Source organism: Paraburkholderia sp. GAS333 (assembly GCF_050435665.1).
In the GTDB taxonomy this organism is placed as follows: Bacteria; Pseudomonadota; Gammaproteobacteria; order Burkholderiales; family Burkholderiaceae; genus Paraburkholderia; species Paraburkholderia fungorum_A.
Window position 1 is genome coordinate 631,706 of sequence record NZ_JBNDKS010000001.1, and the last position, 12,144, is coordinate 643,849.

11 protein-coding genes and 2 tRNA genes are annotated in these 12,144 nt (G+C 62.2%); 9 read left to right on the forward strand and 4 right to left on the reverse strand.

Features of this window, described 5'->3' with window-relative positions; genetic code table 11:
• The first annotated feature begins 33 nt into the window (after window positions 1-33).
• The 6 genes from ABH945_RS02940 to ABH945_RS02965 all read left to right on the forward strand — a co-directional run bounded on the left by ABH945_RS02940 (window position 34) and on the right by ABH945_RS02965 (window position 3,461).
• A tRNA-Gly gene (locus ABH945_RS02940) sits at window positions 34-109 on the forward strand.
• Between the two features lie 108 nt (window positions 110-217).
• Window positions 218-291 (forward strand) — tRNA-Cys (locus tag ABH945_RS02945).
• Between the two features lie 202 nt (window positions 292-493).
• Window positions 494-895 carry a hypothetical protein gene (locus ABH945_RS02950; RefSeq protein ID WP_074764894.1) on the forward strand — a complete coding sequence of 134 codons (402 nt, stop codon included), beginning with the start codon at window positions 494-496 and terminating at the stop codon, window positions 893-895.
• Window positions 896-916: 21 nt separating this feature from the next.
• Window positions 917-1,717 carry a TraB/GumN family protein gene (locus tag ABH945_RS02955; protein WP_429249663.1) on the forward strand — a complete coding sequence of 267 codons (801 nt, stop codon included), beginning with the start codon at window positions 917-919 and terminating at the stop codon, window positions 1,715-1,717.
• A gap of 137 nt (window positions 1,718-1,854) precedes the next feature.
• The gene (locus ABH945_RS02960; RefSeq protein WP_074764890.1) at window positions 1,855-2,835 is read left to right on the forward strand and encodes a GGDEF domain-containing protein; all 981 of its coding nucleotides are present in this window, start codon (window positions 1,855-1,857) and stop codon (window positions 2,833-2,835) included.
• A 125-nt stretch (window positions 2,836-2,960) separates the two neighbouring features.
• Entirely contained in the window at window positions 2,961-3,461 is a 501-nt protein-coding gene (locus tag ABH945_RS02965; RefSeq protein WP_074764888.1) for a GNAT family N-acetyltransferase, read from the forward strand.
• Window positions 3,462-3,639: 178 nt separating this feature from the next.
• Here ABH945_RS02965 and ABH945_RS02970 read toward each other — a convergent pair whose 3' ends face one another.
• The 3 genes from ABH945_RS02970 to ABH945_RS02980 are packed head-to-tail and all read right to left on the reverse strand — an operon-like array spanning window position 3,640 to window position 5,595.
• Entirely contained in the window at window positions 3,640-4,527 is an 888-nt protein-coding gene (locus ABH945_RS02970; protein WP_429249664.1) for a cytochrome c oxidase assembly protein, read from the reverse strand.
• A gap of 9 nt (window positions 4,528-4,536) precedes the next feature.
• Window positions 4,537-4,998, reverse strand: coding sequence for a copper chaperone PCu(A)C (locus ABH945_RS02975; protein WP_074764884.1), 462 nt, complete (start codon window positions 4,996-4,998; stop codon window positions 4,537-4,539).
• 18 nt (window positions 4,999-5,016) lie between these two features.
• Window positions 5,017-5,595 carry an SCO family protein gene (locus tag ABH945_RS02980; RefSeq protein WP_429249665.1) on the reverse strand — a complete coding sequence of 193 codons (579 nt, stop codon included), beginning with the start codon at window positions 5,593-5,595 and terminating at the stop codon, window positions 5,017-5,019.
• Between the two features lie 489 nt (window positions 5,596-6,084).
• Between ABH945_RS02980 and otsB the strand changes: the two genes are divergently transcribed.
• Both otsB and otsA read left to right on the forward strand, forming a co-directional pair.
• A complete protein-coding gene (otsB, locus tag ABH945_RS02985; protein ID WP_074764882.1) occupies window positions 6,085-6,834 on the forward strand; it encodes a trehalose-phosphatase in 750 nt (249 codons plus the stop codon).
• A gap of 91 nt (window positions 6,835-6,925) precedes the next feature.
• Window positions 6,926-8,398 (forward strand): alpha,alpha-trehalose-phosphate synthase (UDP-forming), encoded by a 1,473-nt coding sequence (otsA, locus tag ABH945_RS02990; RefSeq protein WP_429249666.1) that lies wholly within the window; start codon window positions 6,926-6,928, stop codon window positions 8,396-8,398.
• 136 nt (window positions 8,399-8,534) lie between these two features.
• Here otsA and ABH945_RS02995 read toward each other — a convergent pair whose 3' ends face one another.
• The gene (locus ABH945_RS02995; RefSeq protein WP_074764878.1) at window positions 8,535-10,370 is read right to left on the reverse strand and encodes an ABC transporter ATP-binding protein; all 1,836 of its coding nucleotides are present in this window, start codon (window positions 10,368-10,370) and stop codon (window positions 8,535-8,537) included.
• Window positions 10,371-11,076: 706 nt separating this feature from the next.
• On the opposite strand from ABH945_RS02995, the gene ABH945_RS03000 reads away from it, so the two are divergent.
• Window positions 11,077-12,141 (forward strand): glycosyltransferase family 4 protein, encoded by a 1,065-nt coding sequence (locus tag ABH945_RS03000; RefSeq protein ID WP_074764876.1) that lies wholly within the window; start codon window positions 11,077-11,079, stop codon window positions 12,139-12,141.
• Window positions 12,142-12,144 lie beyond the last annotated feature (3 nt).

The window sequence follows — 12,144 nt, forward strand, 5'->3', positions numbered from 1 at the left end:
TAAAAAGTGCAGCGCGTTGTGAAGCAGTTCAATGCGGGAGTAGCTCAGTTGGTAGAGCGCAACCTTGCCAAGGTTGAGGTCGCGAGTTCGAGCCTCGTCTCCCGCTCCATACATTAGGGGAAGCAACGCTTCCCTTTTTGTTTGATGGGTCGGCCATCTGGCCTGATCGCCCAACAAACAAATCTGCGAGCCTGCAGCTAGGTTCCAGTCCGCTTGCGGCGCGATAGCAAAGCGGTTATGCAGCGGCCTGCAAAGCCGTTTAGGCCGGTTCGACTCCGGCTCGCGCCTCCAGTAGTTGATGTAAAGAAAAGCCCCGACAAGTCGGGGCTTTTCTTTTTTCTGCTGCGTGTGAGATGCAGATTCGCCATAGCGATCTGATTATCGCCATGCGTGTTGCACCCGGTGTTCACCCGCAACCACGCCCGCAATCGACCGGGCGACCCCTCGCGCGGATATAGTGGCGCACCCAGACCCCCACTCCCACTTCGACACCATGCGTCCCACGGACATCCGCCGCCGCTCCTTCTATCTGCGCGCGATCTACGCACTCTGTCTGCTTGGCGCGACGTGGACGCATCTGCAGGTGGCGTTAGTCCATGGGCTCGATTGGGACTACGGCGGCGCCGCGCCATTCACGCGCATCTACTGGACTTCGCTGCTCTTCATCGATCCGTTCACCGCACTGCTTCTGCTCGTCATGCCGAGGATAGGGCTGATACTCTGCGTCGCCGTCATCGTGACGGACGTGGCGCACAATTCGTGGTTCGCGCTGCATCATCCGGTGCGGATGGATCTGTATCTTTCGCAGATCGTTTTTCTTCTGTTCGTCGCGTTCACTGTGCGGACCGCCTGGCGTGGAGCCCCAAGCCGGCGTGCCCGACGCTTTCCTGCGTGACCGTTTGTTCACCGAGGCTGAATGTACCTACAACTCGCCGGCACCAATGTGCGACTGCTTGGCTCGATGCATCTGTTTCCCGCGACCAGCCGGCGGACGCCGCCATGGATCGCAGAAGCCTATGACTGGGCCGAAGCGCTCGTTTTCGAATCCGATCCGCCGACAATCCTGCCGTTCCTGAAGGCTGACTCACAGCCCGGCGCGGGCGAGTTGCAGCCGTTCGTTTCCGCCGATGCCTGGCGTCAACTCCAGGCGCTGTGGCCCGCCGAAGGACCGTTGGCGCCGCTCACCGCGTTGCGTCCATGGGCCGCGCTGATCGTCGCGCCAACACTGTTCCAGCAGGTCGTCGAAGGCGTCGAGCCGCGCATGATGCGCTCGGCGCTCGCGCAATCCAAACCCTACGAGTATCTGGAAACAGCGGACGATGTCGCCGCCGCGCTCGAATCGATTCCGCTGCAAGCGGTCGGCGCAGCGCTTGATCTGCTGATGGCCGATCGCGATGAACCGCAACGCACCCTCGAGCGCATGCACGCGGCATGGCTCGACGACGATCTCGACGCGGTCCAGCAGGTTGCCGTCGAATCGCCGATGTTCAATTTGCCGGGCATCCGCGAGGCCATTCTCGATATGCGCAATCGTGCATGGGCCGCGCGCCTGACGCAGCAAACAGGGCGGCCCGAGCGAACCTTGGTGGTCGTCGGCGCGCTGCATCTGTGTGGTCCGGGCAATCTGATCGAATGCCTCGCGCATCCCGTCGAGGCGGTTTTCCAGGCGGATGACGTCTCCGGGAAAATCCTGGGCACGTCGCGCGATCCGACGTGAAACGCCCCGCAGTCAAGGCTCCCGTCGATCGTCATCGACGGAACTCTGCAAGCTCGCCTCAATCCCATCGTAAAGAATGCCGCTATACACTGACGGCCCACGATTTCGGTCATCACGAAGGACACTGAGAACACGACATGCATGTTCCATCGACGCCCAGCAATGAAAGCGCCCGCATCGACACATTGCGTGCGCTGCAAATTCTCGATACCTCGTCCGAAGAGCGCTTCGACCGCCTGACCCGGCTCGCCAGGCGGCTGTTCGGCGTGCCCATCGCGCTCGTGAGCCTCGTCGACACGAACCGCCAGTGGTTCAAATCGTGCGTCGGGCTGTCGGCGACCGAGACGTCGCGCGACGTGTCGTTCTGCGCGCACGCGATTCTCGGCGATGAACTTTTCCTGGTGCCGGACGCGCTCGCCGACGAGCGTTTTCACGACAACCCGCTCGTGACGGACGATCCGAATATCCGCTTCTATGCGGGTTGTCCGCTGACGGTGGCTAACGGTAGCAAGCTGGGCACGCTGTGTCTGATCGACATCAAGCCGCGCGGCCTCGATGCCGAAGAGCGCGAGTTGCTGCTCGACCTCGCGCATATGGCCGAGCAGGAACTGGCGGCCGTGCAACTGGCCACGCTCGACGAACTGACGCTGCTGTCGAACCGGCGCGGTTTCGAAGCGCTCGCGCAACACGCGCTGAACGTCTGCAAGCGGATGGATAAACCCGCGTCGCTGCTGTTCTTCGACCTGAACGATTTCAAACTGATCAACGACACGTTCGGACACGCCGAAGGCGACCGCGCGTTGCAGACCTTCGCCGAAGTGCTGCGTACCGCGCTACGTGAGAGCGACGTGATCGGGCGGCTCGGCGGCGACGAGTTCGTCGCGCTGCTGACCGACACCGGCAGCACGGAAACGCACGAAGTGACGCGCCGTCTCACGCAGTTGCTCGACGCGCGCAATGCTGAGGAGCGGCGCGGCTATCAGATCCGCTATAGCGTCGGACAGACGTCTTATGATCCGGCGCGCCATGTGTCGATTGCCGAACTGCTGGCCGCCGCCGATGCAGCGATGTACAGCCACAAGCAGGCGTCGAAGGCACGCGGCGCGCAGCGGGGTTGATGCTCGTGCACGCCGCCCGGCGCTCACCCGCTGGCGCGCGGCATGGCCGTGGGCTGACGCGCGCGGCATAATTGCGCATCGTTCGCCGCCGCTTCTGGCGGCGCGTCTTTTTTCGAAAGTATCCGATGACTGAATCACAGCAAACTGCCGCCGCGCGGCTCGCGCAACTCGAATGGCGCTGGAAGTCCTTCACGGACCTCACGAGCGTCGAAGTGTATGAAATGCTGGCTGCGCGCAGCGCGGTCTTCGTCGTTGAACAGAATTGCGTGTATGGCGATATCGACGGGCTCGATATGCAAGCGTGGCATCTGTCGGCATACGGGCCTGCAACCGACGCTGCAACAACGCCGTTGGCCGGTTATCTCCGCGTCTTGTTGCCCGATGCCGACGACGCCGATGTGCGTATCGGTCGTGTGCTGACCACCGCGCCGTTCCGCGGAATCGGGCTGGGCAATGCGATGCTCGAACGGGCGCTCACGCACATCCGCGCACAATGGCCCGGTACGCCGATCCGTCTGCATGCGCAGGCGCATCTGCAAAAGTTTTACGGCGCGTTTGGCTTTGCTCCCGTATCGGAGATCCACGACGAAGATGGCATTCCGCATGTGTGGATGCGCTCGGCGTGAGCTTGTGCTGAAGGGGCGCGGATGAGGGTTGGCGTTGGCGGGATAGCAGCGCTCCCGTCCGATTACCGTTTATAAAGCGCCGCTGCGCTCTACAAACCAGCGTGGTTTAGACAGGCTTCTTCACGCAAGCCGGTTTCTGCACGATGCAGGTCCACCTCGGCGTCCGTGCCTGCAGCCGTCAACGGTGACCGCCAATCGGCGTCGACTCCCCAGGCGCCGCCATCGCTCTCCCTGACTTCGCACGCCGCTCATTGCGCAGCCGTCCGCGCGCCGACAGCCGCATCCAGTGACGCAGTGCGATCAGTGCGCCGATCACGCTCATCATCGAACCCGGAATCCATAGCAAGAGCCCGCCGATCTGCTGATCGCGCATCGGGCTCAGCCATGTGAACGCGCGGCCGCAGATCGAATAGATCGGATACAGCTCGTGCGACGTAAAAAAGATAAACGCGCCGAGAATAATCTGCGGCGGAATCGCGGCGATCACCACCAGCACGCGCTTGCCGGGCGACAAACGCGCGGGCGGCGCAGGGCGCGGATCGAGCACGAGGCACCAGAACAGCAGCCCGTCGATCGCCATGCTCCAGTTCATCACGCGATAAAGCCGCCAGTCGAGCATCGCGACGAAATGAATCGGCGACATCAGCCAGAAGTAGATCAGCCCGACGAACAGCGTGACTGCCACGACCGGATGCATCACCACGTCGAGCAGCTTGCGTACCACGAGGTTGTCGAGCGCGGGCCGCACGAAACGCTGCCGCCACGCGAACGGAATCCCCGCCCGCAACGCCGCGCCCGGATACGACAGCGCAATAAAAAACGGCCCGAGATGATGCAGCACCAGATGCTGCAGCCGATGCATGAAGAACTCATGCTCGAAGAAATAATCGAGCCGCGTATGCAGCACGACATACAGCGCCACCAGCCCGAACCAGAAGGAAATGCGCCGCGCGATCGACAGCTTCGCTTTGCGTGCGCCGCGTACGAACAGGATCGCGGGCACCAGCAGCGCGATCACGACGGTCGGCGAAAACTCCCACGGGTCGAGCCAGTAGAGCAGGTTCATCGCCGCGAATTACTTGGTCTGGGCCGGCGACTTCACGACGAACGGCGTGTCGAGCGTTTCGCCGTCGGAGAACTTCAGTTGTAGATGAACCGTGTCGCCCGGCGCGACCTTGTGCTTCGCGTCTTCGAGCATCACGTGGTAGCCGCCCGGCGAGATCGCGACCTGGCCGTGCGCGGGCACGGTCAGCTTGTCGACCATCACCATCTTTTGCGACGAGCCGTTCGACACGGTCTGATGCAGCATCGCATCGCCATAGTCGTTACTCGAAATGTCGACGAGGTCGACGGGCTTGTCGCTGGCGTTCACCAGCGTCGCGTAACCGGCGGCGGGCAGGTTGTTCGGCAGCCAGCGGACCCATGCGTCCTTGACGCTGATCGCGTTGGAACCGGCGGCTTGCGCAGCCCCGGCGATACCGAACGAAAGGGCGAGGGCGCAGCCCAGCGAAGCGAACGTTTTGATCTTGATCGACATGAATGAACTCGGGAAAGGTCAGGAACGGTCATCAATGATACGTCGCAGGTCCTGCGCGATCGTATCGGGCGTGTCGTGATCGGTAGCCAGCAGGCGCGCGTGGCCCTGGCTGTCGAACACGTAAACGGCGGAACTGTGCGTCACTTCGTAATTGCCGCTCGGGTCGCGCTTTTCCATCTGATACGCGACGCGGTAGCGTTTGGCCAGCGACTCGATCTGCCAGTCGCTGCCGGTCAGGCCTTCGGCGTGTTTCGGATCGAACGCGCCGACGTAATCGTGCAACGCCCGTGGCGTGTCGCGCGCGGGGTCGACGGTGATGAACAGGATGCGGACTTTCTGCGCGTCGGGGCCGAGCTTGCCGAGCACCTGCATCAGGCGGCCCATCGTTTCGGGGCACACATCCGGGCAGTGCGTGTAGCCGAAGTAGACGAGCGAGGTGCGGCCCTTGAACGAATCGCCGTTGACGGGCTTGCCGTCGTCGCCGGTGAGCGTGAAGTCGAGATCCGGCAGATGGCCGGTCACGTTGGTCAACTGCCAGGACTCGCTGCGATGCGTGCAGCCTGCGAGCGCGGTCAACGCGCCGATCGTCAACGACATTGCGAAGCGCCGTGCGAACCGTTGGCGGCGCGACGGCGCGGCGAGGTTCGTTTGCGGTTGACGCGATGACAGGATCGGGAACAAAGCAGGGCTCAATGACTCGATTGAATAGTGGCGCGTGACGTGGTGTGTGAACGGCGTCGCCCGATTTGCATGCTGCGATGGCGGACATCGGGCGCATTACGAGTCCGCCATAGTGTGCAAATATGGTCATGACGACAAGCGCCTTTGTGGCAGGGACTGTATAACAAAACCCCTGGCAACGCCGCGCACCGCTCATGACGCGTGCGTCGCGGGGCAATTTGACGCACACCGCTGAAAGCGTGCTGAAGCCGGATTGTTCCATTTTTGAATGCAATAGCCGAAAGCTCGGGCGCGCGTGGTCCCGCCGGGCTTGAACCGAAGCTTACTTTCTCGAAAATTTGACCGATGCGCGGTAAGATGCGCACACTTTTCCGGCCGCAGAAGGCTGAAAGGCGAACCCAATCGATGCAAGCACTTCCGGCTGTTCTGTCTCCTGGCGAGACAGCATTTTTCTTCGATTTCGACGGCACGCTCGTCGAACTCGCGCCCACGCCGGACGGCGTGCTGGTGCAACCGCGCGTGATCGAGTTGCTGAGCGCGCTGCGAAGCCTGACGAACGGCGCGGTCGCGATCGTGTCGGGCCGTGGCATCGACAGCATCGACAGTTTTCTCGGCATGCCCGATCTGCCGATTGCCGGTTTGCACGGCGCCGAGCGGCGTGACGCGAACGGCGATACGCAACGTATCGGCTTCCACGACGAGCGGCTTTTGCGCATGGAGCAGGTGCTTGCGCAGGTCGTCAACGAACATCCCGGCATGCTGCTCGAGATCAAGGGCGCGGCGCTCGCACTGCACTACCGGAACGCGCCCGATCGCGAACAGCTTGCGCGCGAGGCGACCGAACGGCTGGTCGCCGACTATCCCGATGCCTATGTGCTGCAGCCGGGCAAGATGGTCTACGAAATCAAGCCGAAGGATGTCGACAAGGGCCGCGCGATGCGCGCGTTCCTCGATGAGCCGCCTTTCGTCGGCCGCACGCCGGTATTCGCCGGCGACGATCTGACCGACGAGAAAGGTTTTGCGGTCGTCAACGAACGCGGCGGCGTGTCGATCAAGGTCGGCGCGGGCGAGACGATGGCGCATTCGCGAATCGACTCGGTGTCCGCGCTGCTCGACTGGCTGGAGACGATCGTCGCGGCGGCGCGCAAAGCATGAGAGTGAGCATGACGGCGACGCCATTTCAATCGACGCAAACAACGCTAACAACGCAAACAACGCAATCGTATTGCATCGGGAATCGCGCTTCATGAGTCGACTGATCATCGTATCGAACCGGGTAGCGCCTATTTCGGAGGGCGGTCCGGCAGCGGGCGGGCTGGCGGTGGGCGTGTACGACGCGCTGAAGGAAACCGGCGGCATGTGGTTCGGCTGGAGCGGCGACGTGCTCAGCTCGGGCCAGCCGCAGATCAAGGTCGAAGAGCGCGGACCCGTCACCTTTGCGACCATCGCGCTGATGCGCCGCGACTACGACCAGTACTACCGCGGTTTTTCGAATGCCACGCTGTGGCCGGCGTTTCACTATCGCGCCGATCTGCTGCAATACGACCGGCACGATTTCGAAGGCTATTGCCGCGTCAACGCGTGGCTCGCGCAGCAACTCGTGCCGCTGTTACGCGACGACGATGTGATCTGGGTTCACGACTATCACCTGATTCCGTTCGCGCAGGCGTTGCGCGCGGCCGGCGTGAAGAATCGCATTGGTTTCTTCCTGCATATTCCGTTTCCCGCGTCACAGGTGCTGCTGGCGGTGCCGCCGCATCGCGAGCTGGTCGAAGCACTATGTTCGTTCGATCTGCTCGGCTTCCAGACCGCGCCGGATCTGCGCGCGTTCTGCGATTACATCGTCAACGAGGCGAACGGTTCAGTCGATAACGCGGGTAGCAGCGGTCCGCTGACCGTGCACGCATTCGGCCGCACGTTGCGCGCGGCGGCTTATCCGATCGGCGTCTATCCTGACGAGATCGCCGAACTCGCGAAAGCGGGCGAGCGTGGCAAGCCGGTGCGCACGATGAAGGCGACGCTGCATTCGCGCAAGCTCATCATGAGCGTCGACCGGCTCGATTATTCGAAGGGGCTGGTCGAGCGATTCCGCGCGTTCGAACGTCTGCTGGAGCATGCGACTGCGCAACGCAACAAGGTGTCGTTCCTGCAGATCGCACCGCCGACGCGCGCCGACATGCACGCGTATCAGGACATCCGTCTGCAACTGGAAGGGGAGTCGGGGCGCATCAACGGACGCTTCGCCGAACTGGACTGGACTCCGATTCTCTACATCCACAAACAGTACGAGCGCTCGGTGCTGGCCGCGCTGTTCCGTACCGCGCACGTCGGTTATGTGACGCCGTTGCGCGACGGGATGAACCTCGTCGCCAAGGAGTATGTGTCGGCGCAGGACCCGGAGAATCCGGGCGTGCTCGTGCTGTCGCGCTTTGCGGGCGCGGCGCAGGAGCTGGAGGGGGCGCTGATCGTCAATCCGGTCGATATCGACGGGATGGCCGAGGCGCTGGCTACCGCATTGCAGATGCCGCTGGCGGAGCGCCAGGCGCGTCATCGCGACATGATGGTGCAATTGCGCGAGAACAATGTGTCGGTGTGGCGCGATAACTTCATGCGCGATTTGCAGGCCGTGGGAGCGCGGGTGAAGGCTGCGAAAAGCGCGAAGTCGAAGGTTGTTGCTGCGGGCAAAAAGCGCGCAGTGCGGAAGAAGCCAGCGGTATAGTTTTTCCGGCTAGAAGCTTTGGCTGAACGCGGTGTGTTGCGCCGCTTATCTCTCCCGCCGAAAAAAAGCCGCTTCCAGGAAGCGGCTTTTTTTTCTACGGGCGCGCGCTGGGCAATCCCACCGCGCGTCGCACAACTCAAACCACGTGCTGTTCGTCGACCTTTTTTCCGCCGATGTGCAATGTCGTGCCCTTGCCGTACTGCTTCGAGAGCAGGTCGCGGTACAGGCCGGGACGCTGGCGCAATTCTTCGGGGCTGCCGTCGTCGATTACCTTGCCCGCGCTCATCACGATAATCCGGTCGAAGTTGTTCAGCGTCGACAGCCGGTGCGCAATCGCGATAACGGTGCGGCCGACCATCAGCCGGTCGAGTGCCTTCTGGATCGCTTCTTCCGACGCGCTGTCCAGCGCCGAGGTCGCTTCGTCGAGCAGCAGGATCGGCGCGTTCTTCAGAATGGCGCGTGCAATCGCGATCCGCTGACGCTGACCGCCCGACAGCTTCACGCCACGGTCGCCGACGATCGTATCGAAACCTTCCGGCATCGCTTCGATGAAATCCGTGCAACGCGCTTCCCGCGCGGCCGCGATGACTTCGTCACGGGTCGCCTCGGGGCGGCCATACGCGATGTTTTCGTACACAGAGCGATGGAACAGCGAGATGTCCTGCGGCACCAGCGCGATGGCGTGCCGCAAGCTGTCTTGCGTGATGGCCGCGATATCCTGGCCGTCAATCTTGATCGCGCCGCCTTGCGTCTCGTAGAAACGCTGCAACAGCGCCAGCACGGTGGATTTACCCGCGCCCGACTTGCCGATCAGACCAACCCGCTGACCCGGTTCGATATGCAGATCGAAATGGTCGAGAATCGCGCGGCGGCGCGGATACGCAAACGTCACGCCTTCGAAATCGACACGGCCGCCTTGCGGCACGAGCTCGCTAGCACCGTCGCGGTCGGGCATGCCGTGCGGTTCCAGCAGCGTGCGGACCGCTTCGGCGAGCCGCGCGACGTGCTGCGTCACGTCGACCAGCGCCACGGCCAGATCGCGCGTGCCGTGCAGAATCGTGAAGCCGAGCGAGCTGACCAGCACGATGTCGCCCGAGGTTGCCTTGCCCTGGTCCCACAGCCACAGCGCCCAACCCAGCAAGCCCGCCGACAGCAGCGCGGTGATCACCGCGTGCAGCAGGCGCAGCTTTTCCAGATACAGCAGGCTCTGCTGACGCGCGTCCATTTCGGCCTTGACCGTCGCGCCGAAACGCTGCTGTTCGCGGAACGTCATGCCGAACGCGCGCACGAGGCCCATGTTGCTGATCACGTCGACCAGTTCGCCGTCGACGGACGCCGCCTTGGTCGCGAAATGGTGATGGCGTGCCGATCCGCGCCCGGCGAGCTTGTACAGCACGACCGACAGAATCGCCGAGCACAACATCAAACCGCCGGCCATCAACGGATTCACCGCGATGATCATGACGATCGCGCCGAGCACCGCGATGCACGGCGGCAGCACGTTCCACGCAGTCGTGTTCTCGGCCGTGTAGACAGCGTTCGAGGTGGCGGTGATCCGGCTGGCCAGCATGCCGGGCTGCTTCTCGGAGTAGTAGCTCGGGGAGTGTCCGCTCAGATACGAGAACAGGTCGCGCCGCAAGTCGCCCGTCACGGCGACGAACGTATGCGCGGCGACCCATCCGCCGACCCGCCACAGCAGGTTGTCCGCGGCGATCAGACCGACGAGGATCGCAAACGCGCCCCACAGCGGGCCCGGATGATGACGGCCTTCGCCGAGCACGTCGATCAGATGTTTGATCGCGTATTGCGAAGCGAGCGCACAGCCCACGGCCGCAAACACGCTGCACAGGACGATCGCATGCGCGAGCGGGTGGCGGCGGATAAAGCGGAAGAGAAACGCAAGCGGCCGATGCGCATAGCTCGCGAGCTTTGCGTTCTGGGCGTTGCGCTGGGCGATGGTTAATTGTTCCAATTGATCGTGAGGTCGGTGTGTTTCGGGTTGTGCATGCAAAGCGCGGGCCACATAAGCTACGTGGGCGAAATAGGCTCGCCGCGAAGCCGATGCTTCGCATTGTAAACATGCAAAGGCGATTGCGCCCTGTGTATCCGGGCGTTGACGCGACTGATTTTCGCGATAGACCTCTGCAACCTACCTGTTGCTCGACCCGCCGACTGGCAGGTGGTTCACGCTAGTTGCAGATAATTTCGAGATATAATTACAGATTGCATTCAACTGCGGTGCGGCATTTTTTCAATGCTTGCCGGCAAAGTTGACGCAAGGGCTTACCGATGCCGCGTCTCCACGAGATGTCGCAAGCCAGTTGCCACTGTAGAACTGTCTTATAAAACAATGGTTTGCAAAGTGTTTCGCGTTTGTAACAACGTAAAGACTTTGAAATGTTGTGGTGCAACGAGAATGCCGGCATCGATAATGCATGCTCTGTTGGGCCAGCAAAATATCTGACAGTTTGTCAACGTAGGTGTCGCATGCGCGTTTACTCGCAGATGCGCAGACAGTGACCAACTGGTCTGGGCTCACTACCCAAGCGATCCATCGCAGGATTTCTCGAAAGAATCAGGCCTGAGCCGGCATATCCGGCCGACTGCCCTGGCGAGCAAGCGAGTCGCTTTTAACCAAACGCAGTACTATTGCCAGTTTTTTCCAGGAGTTCTCTATTATGCGAATCGCTCAAATCGCTCCGCTGCACGAGGCGGTTCCTCCCAAGCTGTATGGCGGGACGGAACGCGTGGTGTCCTATCTGACCGAAGCTCTGGTCGAGCAAGGCCACGACGTGACGCTCTTCGCGAGCGGCGATTCGCAAACGTCGGCCAAGCTCGAAGCGTTCTGGCCGCAGGCGCTGCGCCTCGACCCGACCATCCGCGACGTGATGGCTCCGCACATGCTGCTGCTCGAAGAAGTGCGCCGCCGCGCCGACGAGTTCGACGTGCTGCATTTCCACATCGACTACTACCCGTTCTCGCTGTTCGCGCGTCAGCCGGTGCCTTTCCTGACCACGATGCACGGCCGTCTCGACCTGCCGGAACTGCAACCCATTTTCAACACGTTCAGCGACGTGCCGGTCGTGTCGATCTCCGACAACCAGCGCATCCCGCTGCAGCAGGCGAACTGGCTGCAAACCGTCTATCACGGTCTGCCGGAAGACGTGCTCACGCCGATCCCCGACGTCGAACCGGGCTACCTTGCATTCCTCGGCCGCGTCTCGCCGGAGAAGGGTCTCGACCGCGCAATCCGTATCGCCGGCCAGGCAGGCATGAAGCTGAAGGTCGCCGCCAAGATCGACAAGGCCGACCGCGCCTATTACGAAGAAGTGATCAAGCCGCTGATGGCGCTCCCGCACGTCGAGTACATCGGCGAAATCGGCGAAGCCGAAAAGCGTGAGTTCCTCGGTAACGCGCATGCGCTGGTGTTCCCGATCGACTGGCCGGAGCCGTTCGGTCTGGTGATGATCGAAGCCATGGCTTGCGGTACGCCGGTCGTCGCCTTCAATCGCGGTTCGGTGCCGGAAGTGATCGACAACGGCGTGTCGGGCTTCGTCGTCGAAGACGAAATCAGCGCGGTGGCCGCGTTGAAGCGTCTGCACACTTTGCCGCGCGCCGGTGTGCGCAAGGCATTCGAATCACGTTTCTCGTCGAAGGTCATGGCGCGCAACTACGTCGCGACCTACGAAGAACTGCTGCGTCAGAAACAGCGCACGGTGCTGCGCGAAGTCAACGCAAGCTGATTG